This is a genomic window from Aliikangiella maris, assembly GCF_040719265.1.
Lineage (GTDB): Bacteria > Pseudomonadota > Gammaproteobacteria > Enterobacterales > Kangiellaceae > Aliikangiella > Aliikangiella maris.
The window spans coordinates 135943-155008 of sequence record NZ_JBFDAH010000004.1; the positions used below are offsets into that span (position 1 = coordinate 135943).

The window sequence follows — 19066 nt, forward strand, 5'->3', positions numbered from 1 at the left end:
TTGGATAAATGTCGATTATTCTTATTTAAAATAAATATTTTAATGATTATCATATTGAGAAAAGTCAACGACGACCAACAGGAAAAGTTTTCATGAGTGATTCAGTCATATCTTGGCTGCTGGTTGCAGAAATAGCTCTGCCTTTTGCCGTGTTAAGTATTGTATTAATTTTCATAATCATTCGCGGACGTAAAAGTGCCAAAGAAGCTGCTCGTAATTTAATCTTAAAAATTAAAAATAACGAAGAAGGCGAAAAAGAGGCGACCTATAACTTTTTAACCCAAAAACTGTCGATTGAAGAATCGGAAGCTAAAAAGTTAGCTAAAAAGATTATTAATGAACGCAAGTTCTTGTTTCGAAATTTAATCAGTGGTTTTCTTGATAAAAATACAGATGCGATAGCTTCTCTTGAGGCTGATATGTCAAGAATTGTTGCACGCTATCATTCTCTCGATATTCAACCTCAGGCAAGTGAAACGATAGTTGAGGATAATCCAGAAAACCTGGAGAAAATCCAAGAGTTACAAAAGGAAGTGAAAACCCTCAAGCATGAAGTCCATGTAACATTAACCACTTTGAATAATATATTTGCAGAATTTAGTTCGATGTTTGGAGAAGAAGTTCCCGATACTGAAATGTCTGTAGATCAGATTATTACTGCAATGGAGTCATTTTCAGATAAATCAGTTGCTGGGCGAGATGATGATGAGCCTGCGGATGAATCTGATGATCTGATGATGGGTATGTCTGATGAAGATGATGAGCTCGATGCTTTTGCCGAGGAAATCGAAGAGGTATCTTCTGAAGATGTCGAATTGGCAGATCACGATGAGGCTGAATTATCGGCGGACGAATTAGCAGAGCCAGCCCCCGAAAAAGAAGAGCTGGATTTCTCTATTGATGATGAACTTGATGATATTGATAGCGCGCTGGATGAATTAGAGTTGGGAGATGCCGGTGGTGCGAGCCAATTATCGAATGATGAGCCAAGCTGGGATGAAGCTTTTGAGGAAAGTGGCGATAATAAGAAAGAATGAAGTTTATACAGTAAGTTATTAAAATCTGTTTGAATTATGATCATGTCGAGTGTTATTTATTCAAGATTAAAAAAAATTAAAAAAAATTTAAATATTTCGTTGACAGATACCGAGTGTAACCGTATTATGGCGCCCGCTGAAACGCACTAGCAAACAGAAACTTACTGAACGGGTTTCTTAGACATAAAGCGTCTTTAAGCAGAATTAGTAAGTCAATTAATTGTTGAACTATTAATTTTAGATTTAAAGTATTTCGATGTCATGCTAGACCGGTGCGGAGTGGTAGTTCAGCTGGTTAGAATACCGGCCTGTCACGCCGGGGGTCGCGGGTTCGAGTCCCGTCCACTCCGCCATATTTATATAAAAAAAAGGCTACTTTATGTAGCCTTTTTTTTATCTGAGTTTTTTAATAATCACTGTCTATACATTTAATATTTCCTTTCTACGCTTTTCTGTATTTCCCTGCTTGAAACTCGACTAAGTAAGCGTTTTTCATCATTACTAAGAATTTTGGGTGTTGATTCAAAGCATAACCCAAGGGATCACTAATGGTAGCCAGTTATTGAGAATTTCATATTTTTAGTGATATGGAACAAAATTAACCTTATTAAACCATATCGCCAGCGTGGAATTACATACTCTGACTAGCTAAATTGGTTGTTATAATTTATGATTATCAAAGTCATATAACAATTAGAGCGTCCACAGAAGAGGGGTAAAGATGAAAAGACTCGCAATTGCAGTTATTCATGGCCTAGGCAGTGAAGAGGAATTTTATTCTGTTGAATTAAAGCATCGAATTACTGAAGAATATGTTAAAGGAGCTCAAGGCCGGCTTGAAGATGACCTGCTTTTTCATGAAATATATTGGGGCGATATTGTCAAAGAAGAGCTGAATAACTTTCAACAACGGGCAAACTACAAAGGCGATTTAGCTTATCAGAATTTGCGTCAGATAATGACTGATACGCAAGCATTAGCATTACTTTATAATCCGGGAACTGAAATTTATGAGTCGATTAATAATCGAATTAAAGATGGTTTCAGGAAGTTTGCATCGCACCGTCGAATTGATGTAGAGAGTACGCCGTTAGTTATTTTGGCACATTCTTATGGTGGCGTTATGATGTCACACTATATCCGCGAAATGCATGCATCGACTTCGAGCATTAACAATTTTGAATCGATGAAAACATTAGTAGGTTACGTTACTTTTGGTAATCCTATGGGAGTTTATGCGTTAAGTGGTGCCAATTCAATTTTGGGCAAACCATGCTCAATTGTCGGTGATGCGTTGGATGATGATATGAAAAAGCGTGCTCGTTGGTATAATTTTTATGACAAAGACGATATTATTGCATATCCATTGAAAGGTTTGTCCGAAGAATTTGATAAACATGTTAATGGTGATTTTGAAATAAATGTAGGAAGTGCAGCAACTTCTTGGAATCCGGCTTGCCATACCGGATATTGGGAAGATAAAGATTTCTATCGCCCAGTTGCTGACTTTATTGGTGAATTAAGAGCACCGCATTCATTCTGGCAAAGTTAGTTCTAGCAAGGTTATTCAAGGATTTCATCCTGCTGATAAAAGCCTGCTTGTTGCGGGCTTTTTTGTGTTTGCTAATCGACGAATGAGTGACGTGCATAAAATAAAAACAATTGGTAATTATGCTCTCTCAACAAGTGCAAACTCGAGATATTGGTCGAATCTTATCTTTACAAAGAGATATACAAAAACGCAAAAATCGTAACCAGCCGACCGAAAAAATGGAACAGAAATTAGCACAGCTAATAGAAACGTCTGTGGCTAAAACACAAAGTTATCAGCAAACCTTAGGGGATATAATCATTGCCCCTGACTTACCAATCGCAGAACACTCGTCTGAAATTATTGAATTATTACAGCATCATCAAGTTATCATCGTGGCTGGTGAAACGGGCTGTGGTAAAACAACTCAGTTACCTAAAATTTGTTTATTGGCAGGATTAGGGAGCCGAGGAGTCATTGGCCACACACAACCGCGCCGTGTTGCGGCAACTAGTGTTGCAAAGCGAATTGCGGAAGAAATTGAAACTCCGTTGGGAGAAAAAGTCGGTTATGCTATTCGTTTTGCGAATAAATATTCGGAAAATACTCGCGTAAAGATTATGACAGATGGTGTTATGCTAACTGAGGTTGAACACGATCCGTTGTTATCTCAGTATGAAGTCATTATTATCGATGAGGCGCATGAAAGAAGTTTAAATATCGACTTCTTAATGGGATTTATTAAACGAATATTACCCAAACGTAAAGAACTCAAAGTCATTATCACTTCTGCAACAATTGATCATCAAAGATTCTCTAAACATTTTAACGATGCACCAGTTGTTACTGTTGAAGGGCGTAGCTATCCGGTTGAAGTAAGATATCGACCACTGGCTGACAATGATGAAGGACAAGATGATCCATTAATCAATAGTATTGTTGATGCGGTAGATGAGTGTTGCGCAGAATCAACAGGTGACATTTTGATCTTTGCTGATGGAGAAGGGCAGATCAAATCTATCATCAAAAAGCTCAAACATGCGGCCAATAATCAATCGCTAAGCCATCAATGGGATATTATGCCGTTATATGCTCGCTTGAGTGTCAATGAACAGCAAAAGATATTTGCTCCCTCAAATAAGCGAAAAATTATTGTTTCAACTAATGTTGCCGAAACATCTTTAACTGTGCCAGGAATTATTTTTGTTATTGATATTGGAAATGCAAGAATCAGTCGATTTAGCCAGCGTAATAAAATTCAGCAGCTACCTGTAGAAAAAATTGCCAGAGCTAGCGCTGATCAAAGAAAAGGGCGTTGTGGACGTATTGCGCCTGGTATTTGCATCCGCTTATACAGCGAAGAAGATTACTTGCAACGTGATGAGTTCACTTTACCAGAAATAAAGCGAACCAATTTATCTGCTGTTTTATTGCGACTAAAAGCAATGAGTGTTGCCAATATTGAAAATTTTCCTTTCATTGAAGTGCCTGATGAGCGAGCCTGGAAAATAGCGCATAGTAGTTTGTACGAATTAGGTGCGCTTGATAACCAGGATGTCATTACTCAAATTGGAAAGTCTATGGCCACGATTCCAGTTGATCCGCAGCTGGCTAGAATTTTGGTGGATAACAAATTAACCGCCGTAAATGAAATGCTGATATTTTGTGCATTAATGAGCGTGAGAGAAGTACGTGAAAGACCACACGACAAACAACAAAAAGCAGATCAGTTACACCAAAAATACCACCAACAAGACTCTGATGTGATGACAGCTATTTCACTTTGGTCACAATTAGAAGAGCAAAGAGTGGCATTGAGTTCGAGCCAATTTAAAAAGTGGTGTACTGATAACTTAATAAATTTTTTAGGATTATTAGAGTGGCGCCGTGTTTATTTTCAATTAAAGGAGTCCGTTACCCAGTTGGGACAAATGATTAATCAAAAAGCGGCAACACTTGAGGAAGTTCATCGCGCTTTGTTGCCAGGATTTATCACCCATATTTTTTATCGTAGTCAAGATATCTACTATCAAGGTGTGAGAGGTTTAAAAGTCTGGCTGCATCCTTCTTCTCTTAGTTTTAAGCAAAAGAAAGCCTGGATGGTTTCAGCGGAAATGATTGAAACTGACAAATTTTATGCGCGTATGAACGCCGAAATCAAACCTGAGTGGGTTGAAGAGGCAGCACCTCATTTACTGAAGAGTCAATATCATCAGGCTCACTGGCGTAAAAAGCGTGGTCAGGTTGTTGCTTATGTTAATCAAACGTTGCTCGGATTGCCGATAGTTTCTAATCGCTTGGTTAACTATGCCAGTGTTGATGAAAAAATCAGTCGAGAAATATTTTTAAAAGAGGGATTGGCTGAAGATCAATTAGCAGAAGCGTTTCCGTTTATTAAAGCTAATCGGGAGAAGCTGGCTTACCTTGAAGCACAAGAGCAAAAGCAACGGCTAAATAATATTCGTATAGACGCCGACAAACTGGCAGAGCGTTATGCTCAAGTATTACCTACACATATCTTGAGTGTGATTAGTTTAAAGCGTTGGTTAAAAAAAGATTTCAAGGCACGGAATCGCTTGTTATCGTTTACTCTAGAACAATTGACTGATAATGCAACTCAAGACCCAGAATCTTACCCAAGCCAATTAAAAGTTAAAGGTGTCATGTTGAATTTAAGTTATTGCTTTGCGCCTGGAACGCCTGAAGATGGGGTTAGTGTAGAAATCCCCGCCAACATGTTAAATCAGTTTAGTGAGCGCGATTTTGATTGGTTAGTGCCGGGTTACTTGCCTGAAAAAATATTAGCGACGATTAAGACGTTACCAAAATCGATTCGCAGAACTTTAATACCTTTATCTGAAACTGCTGAACACTGTTACGCACAACTTATTAAGATTGATCAAACCGGCAAACGATTTTTAGATGAACTCGCAAGCGTTTTACAAAGAATTACCGGTATCCAGATTCAAGTTACTGATTTTGACATGAGTGCTGTCGAACCTCATTTATCGATGAAGTATAAAGTGCCGCTAAAACAAACTTCAGTATTGCAAAGTTCTCTTAATGAATTAAAACAACAGATATCACAAAAAAAACAAGTTACATCGATTAGTCAGAAACAAAAACAACTGTTTAATTGGCCAGATGGTGATTTTCTTTTAGAGAAAACCATTGAACAACAACAAACTATTCGAATTTTTCAAGGGATGAAAGACTGTCAGCAGTTTGTTGAAATTTGCGACTACCCCTCTTTGGTCATTGCGCGCAGAGCACACTTATTTGGTGTTGCCAGGCTTTTATTATTGACACATAAAACGCCACTCAATCAATTTTATAAAAGCTGGCCCGATTATCAACAGCTTGAGCGTTTAAACTTAAGATTTGGTGGCTTTAAAGAATTGTTTGAAATGCTTGCACTGATTACTGCAAAGCAATTGATATTCGATATTCACCCAATTACCCAAAAATCAGTTTTCGATAAAGTTAGCCAACAATTTGCCAATGCTTTTCGTAAAAATCTTGCTGCGAAATTAACTGAAATTATGCCTTTACTAAAGCAACGAGAAAAAATTTATACCACACTGGCATCAATGAATACTCTAGCATACCAGGATTCGATTGATGATATTCGCAATCAACTAAAAGCATTATGGCAAATAGAGAGTTTGATGATTGCCGATACAAAAATGGCAGAGAATTATTCACGTTATATGACTGCGATTGAAGTCAGATTAAAACGCATAACCACTAATTACCCAAAAGAAAGTCAGTCGATGGAAATATGGCAAGAGTGGTCTTCATGGTGGCGCGATTTAATACAGCATAAAAATCGTGAAACCTTACAGGTAACCTTTGATGAGATTTTCTGGATGTTACAAGAGTTTCGAATCAGTCTTTTCTCACCAGGCGTTAAAGTTGTCGGCGGAATTTCAGCCAAAAAGTTACAAGTGCAGTTTGAAAATCTCGAAGCGGCCCTAGATACCCTTTAACAGAATAGGTCGGAGGTGTTTGGCAGTTATTAATAATTACTCAGCAAATACTTTACATTTCAATTAAATAGGACTAAAGTACTACTTGTTTGAATGGTGATTGCCTGAATGCTATAACAATGGAACGGGCTTCTAGCCAAATTGGGAGATAACTGAGTGAAAGATTTAACTGCCAGACAAAATGAAGTCTTTGAAATACTCAAAGAATATGTCGAAGACTATGGTATTGCGCCGACCCATGTAGAATTAGCCAAATTAATTGGTGTGAGTTCTTCTAAAGCTGCGGCAGACCATTTAAAGGCGTTGGAAAAGAAAAACGTTATCAAAATATATCCTGATAAGCCTCGTGGTATTCAGATACTAACGCCAATTGACGAAAATGAGTTACCACTAATCGGCTCTGTCGCTGCAGGCTTACCCATTGAAGCAATTGAAAACGTTGAAGCTTATATTACTATCCCTGAGGTTTTAAAACGCAATAAGCCCACATTTTTACTGCGTGTTAGAGGTGATAGCATGATAGATGCCGGTATTTTGGATGGTGATTTGATTGCCGTTCGTAAAACTAATACCGCTGAAGTTGGACAAATTGTTGTTGCACGAATTGATGATGAAGTCACCGTAAAGCGATTAGAGCGACAAGGCGCCAACGCGGTATTGCAACCAGCTAATGAGCACTATCAACCGATAATCTTACCCGCTGAAGATCTTGCCATAGAAGGCAAATTTGTCGGTTTAATTCGCGCTTGAATATATTATTAGACTTTTGCCGTAAACTGCATCTGCCTGTCGCGATATAGACTTATTAAACGCAGTTTACATGCTTTAATTGTTATTAACAGGCAATTCTAAACCAGTATCAATAGCTAAGCTCTCGCTTTACAAAGACAGTTCATTTTAGAAGACAGTCTATATTAGAATACAGTCAATATTAAAAGACAGTCCGTCTTGCCATCGCATATTGCAAAAACAGCCTATATCAGATAAACACTCTACATACCAGAAACAGCCTATTTGGCAGAGTTAGTCTTTTACTAGAAAAAGTGGTTATTTAACAAGAGTGTTTGTTCAGCAATAGCATGCGGTTTGAATTAATGGTCAATAGACCGTTGTTTTATCTCTCGATATAGAAAATCCAAGCGTATTAGATTGAAAAATATTCGCTGGCAATTCGTTATTTTTATAATTTTATAATGTCAAAATCAGGTTAATCACGACTATTTTAGACAAATTTAATAAGTGGTTATTATTGGGTATTAGTGTTTTGAATAAAAATTATATTTAGATACCTAATAAAAAACTACTCTATATATAACTTTCTGTGTTTAAAAATATTTTATCGTTTATTGTTGAAAAATTCAGGTATTAAATGTACTAGGTAATACATAATAGTTATGTAAAGCAATGAGTTAATGTTTGTTATCATCTCAAATCAGGGCATTATCATTCAGGATGTGATTAGCCATAATTCTATGATTAAAAACTTTATAATCCTAGGTATTGCAAGTGATGTAGGCATTTGGTCTAACACTTTCAGGTCTATATAAGTACGTGTATTTTCGGGGATTTTCCGCTAAAATAGATTCCTTTTGTCAATCAGCTTTAAAGACTCAATCTGAATGAAATTTATTATCAAGTTATTCCCCGAAATAATTGTTAAGAGTAAGCCTGTTAGAAAACGTTTAATCTCGCAGTTGAAGAAGAATTTGCGGAAAATTCTTACGCCACTTAATGAAAATATCGAAGTGGTTGGTTCTTGGGATTATCTCGAAGTTAGAATGATTTCATCTGATACTAACTTAATCACTGAAAGTGACTCAGTTGAAAAGTCTGCAGTGGCACAGTTGGCAGAAGATATTTTAACTCGTTTAAAACAAACGCCTGGTATCGATTTCATTCTTAAAGTAAATACCCATCCCTTTGAATCTTTAGATGAAATAGCGGATATAACCGTTCAAACTTATGCTGAAGAAGTGAAAGGAAAAACATTTTGTGTTCGTGTTAAACGTAGCGGACAACATCCTTTTAACTCTACCCAGATAGAGCAAAAAGCTGGTGGCGCACTTTTGCATAACAGTGAAGCAAAAGGCGTGGAGTTGAAATCACCTGAAGTAAAGGTGCAGCTGGAAATTCGTCAAAATAAACTTTATACAATTGAGTCGAGAACTCCTGGTTTGGGGGGCTTTCCTCTTGGCCAACAGGAATCATGTATCAGTTTAATCTCGGGCGGATTTGACTCATCAGTGGCCAGTTATTTAATGATCAAACGCGGAGTTCGTACGCATTTTTGTTTTTTCAATCTGGGAGGGATGGCCCATGAAGTCGGCGTAAAACAAGTTGCTCATTATATCTGGCAGAAATATTCTTCCTCTCACCGAGTGTTATTCATCACGATACCATTTGAACAGGTGGTAAGTGAAATATTGCAAAATGTTCATCATTCTCAAATGGGCGTTATTCTTAAGCGAATGATGATGCGAGTTGCAGAAAAGGTCGCATTGGAATTTAATGCGCCAGCTATTGTAACCGGAGAATGTATTGGTCAGGTTTCTAGCCAAACATTGACTAATTTATCGGTCATTGACAAGGCAACACAAGCGATTACATTACGACCACTTATTGCGATGGATAAACAAGAAATTATCAGTATTTCTCGCGAAACTGGCACTGAAGAATTTGCTGCATCTATGCCTGAGTATTGTGGAGTAATTTCTGATAAGCCGACAACTTGCGCAAAACTTGAAAGAGTTGAGCATGAAGAATCGCGATTTGATTTTGCAGTATTGGAGCAAGCATTTGCTGCTCGCCGAGTAGAAAATATTGACGAACTTTATCAGTCAAAATCTAATATTGATGATATTGAAGTAGTATCAATGCCGGCAAAAGATGATGTGATTATTGACATTCGTCACCCACAGGAAGTAGTTGCTAAACCGATGATATTAACCAATAATCAAGTGATTGAAATTCCCTTCTTTAAACTGCAATCAGCAGAAAATCTTAATCAAGACGCACAATATTTACTATATTGTGATAAGGGGATTATGAGTCAGCTTCAAGCTGAAGAACTTCAACAGCGTGGTTATCAAGTTAAAGTATACCAACCATAGCATGAATTAATTACATGCCAAATAGTTTTTTAATGAATAAAAAGGGAGAGATTATCGAATGAAAGTTGATGGTATCCGAGTTTTTATTCCGTGTAAAAATTATGAGCTATCAAAAGCTTTTTATCAGGCTCTTGGGTTCAATTTAACATTTGAATCAACCGAAATTTGTGAGTTTGTAAGAAACGAATGTTCGTTCTTGCTGCACAACCATTACCATGAAGGTTTAGCAAAAAATTTAAATATTCAACTCTCTGTTTTGAATATTGATGAGGTTTACCAAAAACTCCAGTCACTTTGCGGATTTAATATTCGCTTTAAACCGCCAAAGGTTAAGGCGTGGGGGAGTGTTATTTATTTGTGGGGGCCATCAGGTGAACTTTGGCATATAACGCAGTTTGATACCGAGTAAATTTTTCACTCACCAAGCTCACCATCAGTATTGGTTATCGACAACCGTAACTTTTAAACGTGATTATTATTCAATATCAAATTGTCACTGAGTATCTGATTATTTGAATTATTTACAATGCAAATTTTTATCATTGGCATCTTCTTGAATCCCATCTTGATTGCTATCTTGTGAATGACGCATTCTGCCCGCTTTACTAATAATTAATGCTCGAGCTAATTCAGGTTTATTTTTCCAACAGAATAAAAAAGTACCATTTTGATGGTTTGTGATGCCTGTTTGATGCCATTGAAAAGAGTTTCGATATCCAAAGGCTTTAAACTTTAAAGAAAGTTGAGGATGATTTAAGTTTTGTACATAAATCATTGATTCACTTTTGTCTTTTTGTCGGTTTTCATTCAAATCAATAAATGCCATAAAACCATCAGACCAATTATTATTGCACTTAAGTTGGTCGTCCGTTGGACACACCGTAATTTTTGATTTTTCTAGAATTGCTTGTTTGCGCGCGTTTTGTAACAGATATTTAAATTGACTGACTTGTGTTGCTATTTTTTGTCGATCAATAAATTGATTAAATGATGGAAGAGCAAAACCAAAGAGTAAAGTGAGTATGGCAAGGGTAAATATTAAATCGATAAAGGTAAATCCATTATGCTGCGAAATAAATGTCCTTTGTTGTTGCGATATTGGTTTATTTATCAACAACGACCCCTCTAATTTATTAGGTTTTAATGGTAAACATTGAGGCACGACGATAACAGCGCATTTTGTTCGTTTTACTAAGCGATTAGCGTTTGTTCGCGTAATGGTATTAATATTGTTACTTGGTAATGAATTGAGAAGCTTGATTAACATGTTGTTATCCTTAACTTATTATTATTGATAAATTGGCAATAAATTATAAGTTAACTCGATAACACTTCAATCAGAGTAATTCTTAATCAGTTATCAGATTCTGACGTTTTGGTGCGTAAGAAATCTACTTATGTCAGTCAATTGCAAGTTTTTTGAGTTTGTAACGCATGGCTCTAAAACTGATTCCTAACAATTTTGCTGCTTGAGTTTTGTTGCCGTCGGCAGCTTGCAGTGCCTGATTGATCTCAAAGGTCTCTATTTTTTCTAAATATTCATCGAGACTTAGATGACCTCGTTCGCCAATGGGTATATTGGATTTAAGTGGTAGCATACTGCTTGATGATTGGGGTAAATTTAAATCCTCTGCACAAATTTCTTCGTCATTACATAGTGTAATTGCGCGTTCTAGCAGGTTCTCTAGTTCTCTAATGTTACCCGGAAACTCATAATGACACAGTCGGTTAAGTGCGTCTTGCGATAGTCTGAGGTGTCCAACACCATGAACTTGCGCTAATTGGTTGAGTAAATATTCCGCAATTTTAGGAATATCTTCGACTCTGTCGCGCAAGGCGGGAACGGTTAATTCTATTACATTGATACGATAAAACAGATCTTGTCGAAACTCATCGGTTTCAACTAACTTTAACAAATTTTTATGGCTGGCACTTAAAATGCGGACATTGGTGGGGACTTCTGTTTCGCTGCCTATTGGTCTAACCGTTTTCTCCTGAATTGCTCGTAATAACTTTACCTGCATGGGCAGCGGAAGTTCAGCTATTTCATCGAGAAACAAAGTACCACCGTTAGCCGATTGAAACAGTCCTTTTTTATCATTGATTGCACCGGTAAAGCTGCCTTTTTTATGTCCAAAAAACTCACTTTCCATCAATTCAGAAGGTATAGCGCCACAATTGACTGGCACAAAAGGCGCGTCGCTACGCGGTCCCTTAAAGTGAATAAGCCTGGCAACTAGCTCTTTGCCTGTACCAGATTCGCCGTTAATAAATACGGGAGCCTGACTGCGGGAAAGTTTAAGAATTGTTTGTTTGAGCTGCTTCATGACAGAAGTATCGCCAATAAGCTGCTTTTTAGGGCGCGCAGGAATTTCTTTGGCCGATTTATTTGGTAAATTAAGCTTGATTGCTGAACCAATCAGGTTTTTCAATGCGTGTAAGTCAACTGGCTTAGATAAAAAGTCAAAGGCACCCGCTTTCATTGCCTCAATGGCAATTTCCATATTACCGTGAGCTGTAATTAAGGCCACAGGGAGATTAGGGTAATTGGTTTGTATAAACTGAATTAATTCAATCCCATCGCCATCAGGTAGTCGCATATCTGTGAGACAAACATCAAATTCCTGATTTTCAAGGTGTTGATATGCCTGAGCCAGATTTTCAGCCTTAAACGTGTCAATACCCATCCGTACCAGTGTAATGCTTAGCAACTGCAAAATATCTGGTTCGTCATCGACAATTAATGCAACGGGTGTTTTACTCATGAATAATTTCCAATCATTTTAATCGTTAGCTGATTGATTTTAATCGCTTTTTCATATGGTATCGAATTAATTATCTAATAAATTATCCGCTACTACCAGTCATTACATCATTTAACTGTTTAATTGAGCATGTGCTGATTTATCGCTGAGTTAAATTGACGGCTGAAAAGCTGATTCGAAAACACGATCCGCCTTTGGTGAGCGGAATATGGTCAAGTCGAGCATGATTAGCTTCGCAAAGTTCTTTAGAAAGATATAGACCTAATCCAGAACCGGTACGCGAAGTGGTGAAAAAAGGTTCAAATATTTTTTCTGCTATTTCTGGTGAAATACCCATACCGCGATCAATGACATCTAAAAAGATAGTGTGGCTATGTGGCTCGATGCCAATCATGATTTGGACATATGGGATGCCCGTATTTTCTTTGCTATACCGGGCTGCATTGTCGATAAGGTTGGTCAATATTTGTGTTAACTGCGACACATCAAAATGAATTACCAAATTATTTGAATGATACTGAGTTGAAATTTCTGGCTTTTCTTCTTTGCCATTAATATATTCCTGTAACATGATAGGAATATATTTTGATAGATTTATCTCTTTAATCTGTAAAACTTTTCGCTGTGACAGGCACATAATATTTTCAATAATATCGTTTACCCGCCGTGTATTTTTTTCAATTATTTCCAATAAGTCAGAATTTTCTGGACTGATTTCATTCGATTCACTCATTAATTGCGCCGCATGACTAAGCGCTCCTAAAGGGTTTCTGATCTCATGAGCAATCGATGCAGTTAAGCGCCCAAGTGATGCAAGTTTTAGGCTTTGTGCCTGTTGGTTAAGGCGACTATTGTCTTCAATGAAAATAATGGCATTTTCTTTACTCTCCGCAATTGGCGAAAAATTTGGTAGTAAAGTGGGACCTGTTGCTGTATTGCGAAAAGATTTTGAACGATAGCTGTGATTTCTGCGCCAAAGATTGAGTTGTCTGGCTAAGGGGGAAGATACCTGCTCAAGGGTTCTGGATTTAGTCGATTCAGGCATTCCAAGATGGATCCAGGCTGCGCGATTAATTAATAAAATAGCATTTTGTCCATCGACGACAATAACGCCTGTTGACATAAACTGAATGATTTCTTCATTCAGTCTTTCCATATTTTCTAAGCCCTTAATTGACTCTTTGGCAACCGATTCATATTGGGTCACTTTGCGTGATAAATAAAATGAAAGTAGACTGGTTGCCATGAGAGTCAGTGATAAAATACCAACATGAGCCATACCATTTTTATCTCCAGTGTCGATTAGCCCAGAATACAGTTCTTCGCCAAAGATTGCACATGACGCAAGAATTGAAAAACCCAATGCACCAGGATGTCCGGTTAAAATACTTGCGGCTGAAGTGCTTACCGCAATTAATACACCAAGACCGCTGGCTGTACCGCCGCTGGCATGCATCAGTAAAACAATGAGTCCTATATCGATGAGTACCTGAATTTCTAATTGAAGGTAGAAAAAGCGTTGGTAAAACAGGCTCAAAATAAAGGTAATTATTGAGTAAAACATGAAACTGAGCGAACAGACGTAGTACAACTCAGGATTTCGCGAGCCTAGCAGACTAAAATTCAGATCAACCATACCTATCGAGTAAAGCAATACCGCAAGGATAACTCGATAGGTAGAAAATATTTGTAAGGCGCGCCAAGAAGAGGAAAAGGGAAGAGCGCTTTCCACTGCCAGCGTCATGTATTCAATCCTTGATAATATGCCCTTAACGAATTAATCATATATGGTTGGAATTGGTCGTCGCTTATGCTGGGTTTTAAGATAAGTGTTGACCAGCTTGTCTGTAACAAAATCATCAACAGGTTTGCCTTCAAGAAAGTCATCAATCTGCTCATAAGTTAAACCCAGCGCAGTTTCATCTGTTTTGCCCGGATCAAGACACTCCAGATCAGCGGTTGGTGTTTTATTAACCATAGCAATAGGTGCGCCTAAATGAGCGGCTATTTGTTTGATTTGGCGTTTATTGAGGCCAAATAAAGGAATCAAATCGCAGGCTCCGTCACCCCATTTGGTAAAAAAGCCGGTAATGTTTTCGGCTGAATGATCGGTACCTAAAACCAGCCCGCCTACTAGCCCGGCAATATGATATTGTGCGGCCATTCGCATTCGGGCTTTGGTATTTCCTTTGGTAAAATCTTTGAGAAAATGTGAATCAGTCAATTGCGAATATTCGGCAAGCTGCGATTCTACCTGATTGAATAGACTATCGGTGCTATCTTTGACATTGATTTCAAGGGTGACAGATGGATTGATAAAAGTGATTGAATTTTGAGCATCTCTTTCATCTGCTTGTGTTGCATAAGGAAGCCTAACCGCAAAAAACTGATAGGGACAATGCTCTATGTCAGAAATATCAGGATCAGAAAATTCATTCAATTCATTAATTGCTAGTTGTGCCAGTTTTCCTAGCGTGGAAGAATCGATCCCACCGCTAATGCCTAAAACCAGATTTTTTAGACCAGAATTAACCAAGGTGTTTTTAATAAAATCAATTCGACGTCTGATTTCAAACTCAATATTTATGGTTGGTTGGACTTTCATCGCTTCAATGATTTGTTGGGCACTAGTCAAGGTTGTCTACTCGTCAGTTAAAAGAATTAATTGAGTTAATTAATTGGGTTAGTTAGTTAACTTGCAATATTAGCATACTCAGTCATGAATTTAGATATGATTCATCACCACTCAATGAATAATCGTAAATTTTAATTCCCTTAAACATAGGTTAAATTTAATGAAGCTTGGCTCAAAAATCGCGATTAAAGATTACTGTTTTACTAGAAAAATTATTTTTCGTGTATCAATACCGAAATCGCAATTGAAAAAAAGGCACGATATCGTTGATAATAGATAACTCTTTGAATAGTTATAAGTTCCTGTTGATTTGGTCTATTATTGAAAAAATTAACAGGTTGTGATTTGAAATAAACCTGAGTTTGGTTGTTATTTTGCCTAGATTAATCGAATATCTGTAATTGGCGAGACATTAACCTGACGGTTTAAATCATCTTTAGAGAATAAAAACCGGTTGTTCACCATGAAAAAGATAGAAGCCATAATAAAGCCATTTAAATTGGATGATGTCCGCGAAGCCCTGAGTGATGCAGGAATCGAGGGTATGACTGTCACTGAAGTCAAAGGGTTTGGCCGTCAAAAAGGGCATACCGAACTATATCGTGGTGCCGAATATATGGTTGATTTTTTACCTAAAACTAAAATCGAAGTCATTATTCCTGACGACCTGCTTGATTTATGTGTCGAAACTATTATGGATACCGCGCGTACCGGCAAAATTGGTGATGGCAAAATTTTTGTGACTTCAGTAGAAAAGGTGATTCGTATTCGAACTGGAGAAGAGAATGAAAGCGCAATTTAAAGCGTAATGTCTAATCTTGAAAATATCTTATCTAAATCACTTATTGATATTTACTAACTAATTGGAATTGGCCAGTTTAACTGGCCAAATCTAGTGCTCTTATCTTTTTATTATTCTTTAAAGCCTGGATAGTTTAATAACAATACTTGCCGTGCGTTTTCGGCCAGATCAGGTAGTTCCAGCAAATTATAGGCTATTTCCATCATTTTAAGCGCATAAGGGACTGAAGGTGTTTTGGGATAATGATCGACCACATACTTGGCTCGTGATACCGCAGCTTGATAGGCTTCTCGACGCATATAGTAATTAGCTACATGAAGTTCATATTCCGCTAACCGGTTGCGCAAATAAATCATGCGTTGCCTTGCATCTTTTGCATAGTGGCTATTCGGGAAAAGACGAACCAGCTCAGCGAAATCGTCAAATGCCTGACGAGCGGTACTAGCATCGCGTTCGGAAAGCGGTGCAGAAAATAACTCTTTACCGAAGCCTTTTTCTGATGAATAGTTAATCAAACCCTTCATATAATAGGCGTATTCCAAGTCTTTGTGGCGTGGATTTTGGCGAATAAAGCGATCAGCGGCAGCAATCCCCGATGCATAATCATTAAGTTTATAATAGGAAAAAATCAGGTTTAGCTGTGCACGGTGAGAATAGGCACCAAAAGGATAAAGACTATCAAGTCGCTCTAAATACTGAACGGCACTGCGATAATTTCCCGAAAGCATTGATTGCTGGGCCCGCTCGAATAACTTGAATGCATTATTGATACGTTGTGCTTCGGTGGTAGTCGCTCTATTGCTCTGACAACCGGCGACGATGGCGATTAATACTAATACAGATATAATTCTTACTATTCTCATTGATTCTCAAAGCCGTTAAAATGGACAGTTTACCAATTACTGAAGCTGATATTGAACTCACACCAGCATTCAACTAATTTTATTTAGTAGCAAAAATAAGCTTGGTAGGTTTATTGGTGCAACTAAATTGGTGCTGCTAACTATTATCTAACTTAACATAATTGGCAGTGTTAACGCGACATTTTACCCCACGGGGTTATCATTCGCTACATTTACAACTCTTATAAGGCTAGATTCGTGTTAAAAAGTTCCGCCGATGAACAGCAGATTATTGAAGTCGACTCACAATACGCCGGGCAAAGGCTCGATTTAGTACTGGCTGATTTTTTTCCAGAACTGTCTCGCTCGCGTATTCAAGCCTGGATTAAAAATGAACAAGTCTGTATTGATGAAAAAGTAGTCATTAAACCCAAGCATAAATTATTAGGTGGTGAAACATTAGAAGTTATTACTACTTTGGCCGATCAAGGCGAGTGGGTTGCAACACAAATACCGTTAAATATTCATTATCAGGATGATAGTCTGATTATCATCAATAAACCGGCTGGATTGGTCGTCCATCCAGCTCCTGGGCATTATACCGATACATTGGTTAACGGATTGTTATTTGAATTTCCCGAACTGCGTAAATTACCTCGTGCTGGCATTGTGCACCGGTTAGACCGAGATACAACAGGTTTATTAGTCGTTGCAAAAACTGCGCAGGCACATAATCATTTGGTTGAGGAATTGCAAAATCGTGCTTTCGAACGTGAATACATGGCATTAGTTCATGGTGAAATTGTTGCTGGTGATACGATTGATTTACCGATTGGAAGACACCCAGTCAGTCGCAAAAAGATGGCTGTTAATGCTCATGGTAAAGAAGCAATAACACACTTTAGAATTGCAGAAAAATTTAAGGCTTTTACCTTACTTAATGTCAAACTTGAAACGGGAAGAACACATCAAATCCGTGTTCATTTGTCTCATTTAAAACATCCTTTGGTTGGAGATCCGGTTTATTGTATTCGTAACTTACGACCTAAAGGTATGGATGATTCATTTACTGAGTTATTTGATAATTTTAATCGACAGGCACTTCATGCAAAACAGTTAGCATTAACCCATCCAGAGAGTAAAGAATGGATGAATTGGTCGTCGTCATTACCTGATGATATGCAACAGCTCATTGAAGCTGTTCGTCAACATGATGAGCAAGTATAGATGAGTCGCATACTTACTGATGCTCTCTATTCGATGTATGCAAATTTATGATCCCAATTAATAAAAGCGTATGATGAAAAATAATGGTCAATCATTGATTTTCCCACAGTGGCCTGCACCCGCCAATGTGAGAGCAGTGGTTACTACGCGAATGGGTGGTGTAAGTATTGGTCGTTATGCTTCATTGAATGTGGCCACACATGTTGATGACAATCCTCAATCTGTGGCACAAAATCGGCAGCAATTACTGGATAATTTGCCAACTCAATCTGGCTTAAAATATACTATTGCCTGGCTAAATCAAGTTCATGGAAATCAGTGTATTGAAGTTTCGCAAAGTACACCACAAAACCAAACTGCCGATGCCGCATTTACCACTAAAAAAAATATCATTTGCAATGTAATGACGGCTGATTGTTTGCCTGTATTATTTGCCAACCGTCAGGGTAGCTGGGTGGCAGCTTGCCATGCTGGTTGGCGCGGTTTACTGGCTGGTGTCATTGAGAATACAGTTAACCAGTACATAAATGTTGAACAACATATTAAACAAAAAGACTCAATAAACACTCAATTTGTTAAAGACCAATCAAGTACAATTAATATAGCAAGTAATATAGCAAGTAATAATAAGCCCCAATTACAGTCATCAACTAATGATTTAATCGCTTTTATTGGTCCCGCGATTTCCCAACGGCATTTTGAAGTTGGCAGTGAAGTTTTTACGCAATTTGTGAGCAAAAATAAGCAATATACGTCGTTTTTTCGTCCAGCTCACAATCAATTTTCTGCGCAAAAATATGACTTTGATTTTGTAGGGCTAGCACGATTTATCATGCAGCAAATGGGGATTGAAGTTTTTGGCGGCGAATGGTGTAGTTTCAATGATGAGCAACGCTTTTACTCATATCGGCGAGATGGACAAACCGGGCGCATGGCGAGTTTAATCTGGATTGAATGATTATTTTAATCGAATGATTTTCTGGGGTGAGTCGAAGCTCATTTAATTGACAATTACATCGGGTTATTGCTGAATTGAGTCAAGACAGAGTTAAGACAAGACAGAGTTAAGACAAGTTTATGATTAAATTCTATTTTTTATTGGTGGTGTTTCTTTGTTGAGTAAAAATA

The 19066-nt window shown here is 37.7% G+C and carries 14 protein-coding genes and 1 tRNA gene; 10 read left to right on the forward strand and 5 right to left on the reverse strand.

Annotated elements, in window-relative coordinates:
* The first annotated feature begins 92 nt into the window (after positions 1-92).
* The 7 genes from ABVT42_RS05000 to ABVT42_RS05030 all read left to right on the forward strand — a co-directional run bounded on the left by ABVT42_RS05000 (position 93) and on the right by ABVT42_RS05030 (position 10076).
* The gene (locus ABVT42_RS05000) at positions 93-1037 is read left to right on the forward strand and encodes a hypothetical protein (RefSeq protein ID WP_353873846.1); all 945 of its coding nucleotides are present in this window, start codon (positions 93-95) and stop codon (positions 1035-1037) included.
* Positions 1038-1313: 276 nt separating this feature from the next.
* Positions 1314-1390 (forward strand) — tRNA-Asp (locus tag ABVT42_RS05005).
* Positions 1391-1758: 368 nt separating this feature from the next.
* The gene (locus tag ABVT42_RS05010) at positions 1759-2589 is read left to right on the forward strand and encodes a hypothetical protein (RefSeq protein WP_353873845.1); all 831 of its coding nucleotides are present in this window, start codon (positions 1759-1761) and stop codon (positions 2587-2589) included.
* Between the two features lie 119 nt (positions 2590-2708).
* Positions 2709-6557: an ATP-dependent RNA helicase HrpA gene (gene hrpA, locus ABVT42_RS05015; protein ID WP_353873844.1), complete on the forward strand. Its 3849-nt coding sequence runs from the start codon at positions 2709-2711 to the stop codon at positions 6555-6557.
* Positions 6558-6713: 156 nt separating this feature from the next.
* The gene (gene lexA / locus ABVT42_RS05020; RefSeq protein ID WP_353873843.1) at positions 6714-7307 is read left to right on the forward strand and encodes a transcriptional repressor LexA; all 594 of its coding nucleotides are present in this window, start codon (positions 6714-6716) and stop codon (positions 7305-7307) included.
* An 869-nt stretch (positions 7308-8176) separates the two neighbouring features.
* Positions 8177-9667: a tRNA uracil 4-sulfurtransferase ThiI gene (thiI, locus tag ABVT42_RS05025; protein WP_353873842.1), complete on the forward strand. Its 1491-nt coding sequence runs from the start codon at positions 8177-8179 to the stop codon at positions 9665-9667.
* Positions 9668-9725: 58 nt separating this feature from the next.
* Positions 9726-10076 carry a VOC family protein gene (locus ABVT42_RS05030; protein WP_353873841.1) on the forward strand — a complete coding sequence of 117 codons (351 nt, stop codon included), beginning with the start codon at positions 9726-9728 and terminating at the stop codon, positions 10074-10076.
* Between the two features lie 108 nt (positions 10077-10184).
* Here ABVT42_RS05030 and ABVT42_RS05035 read toward each other — a convergent pair whose 3' ends face one another.
* The 4 genes from ABVT42_RS05035 to nadE form a co-directional block, all read right to left on the reverse strand.
* Complete coding sequence (locus ABVT42_RS05035; protein WP_367023478.1) at positions 10185-10934, reverse strand: GspH/FimT family pseudopilin; 750 nt, start codon at positions 10932-10934, stop codon at positions 10185-10187.
* A gap of 133 nt (positions 10935-11067) precedes the next feature.
* The gene (locus tag ABVT42_RS05040) at positions 11068-12432 is read right to left on the reverse strand and encodes a sigma-54-dependent transcriptional regulator (protein ID WP_353873839.1); all 1365 of its coding nucleotides are present in this window, start codon (positions 12430-12432) and stop codon (positions 11068-11070) included.
* Between the two features lie 139 nt (positions 12433-12571).
* Positions 12572-14176, reverse strand: coding sequence for a sensor histidine kinase (locus ABVT42_RS05045; RefSeq protein WP_353873838.1), 1605 nt, complete (start codon positions 14174-14176; stop codon positions 12572-12574).
* Between the two features lie 33 nt (positions 14177-14209).
* Positions 14210-15067, reverse strand: a complete 858-nt coding sequence (gene nadE, locus ABVT42_RS05050) for an ammonia-dependent NAD(+) synthetase (RefSeq protein WP_353873837.1) — start codon at positions 15065-15067, stop codon at positions 14210-14212.
* A 463-nt stretch (positions 15068-15530) separates the two neighbouring features.
* Here nadE and glnB point away from each other — a divergent pair, with 463 nt between their 5' ends.
* Entirely contained in the window at positions 15531-15869 is a 339-nt protein-coding gene (glnB, locus tag ABVT42_RS05055; RefSeq protein WP_353873836.1) for a nitrogen regulatory protein P-II, read from the forward strand.
* 110 nt (positions 15870-15979) lie between these two features.
* Here glnB and ABVT42_RS05060 read toward each other — a convergent pair whose 3' ends face one another.
* The gene (locus tag ABVT42_RS05060) at positions 15980-16732 is read right to left on the reverse strand and encodes an outer membrane protein assembly factor BamD (protein WP_353873834.1); all 753 of its coding nucleotides are present in this window, start codon (positions 16730-16732) and stop codon (positions 15980-15982) included.
* Positions 16733-16969: 237 nt separating this feature from the next.
* On the opposite strand from ABVT42_RS05060, the gene rluD reads away from it, so the two are divergent.
* Together rluD and ABVT42_RS05070 are read left to right on the forward strand one after the other, a co-directional pair.
* Positions 16970-17938, forward strand: coding sequence for a 23S rRNA pseudouridine(1911/1915/1917) synthase RluD (gene rluD, locus ABVT42_RS05065; RefSeq protein WP_353873833.1), 969 nt, complete (start codon positions 16970-16972; stop codon positions 17936-17938).
* A 70-nt stretch (positions 17939-18008) separates the two neighbouring features.
* Positions 18009-18896, forward strand: coding sequence for a purine nucleoside phosphorylase YfiH/LACC1 family protein (locus tag ABVT42_RS05070; RefSeq protein WP_353873832.1), 888 nt, complete (start codon positions 18009-18011; stop codon positions 18894-18896).
* Positions 18897-19066 lie beyond the last annotated feature (170 nt).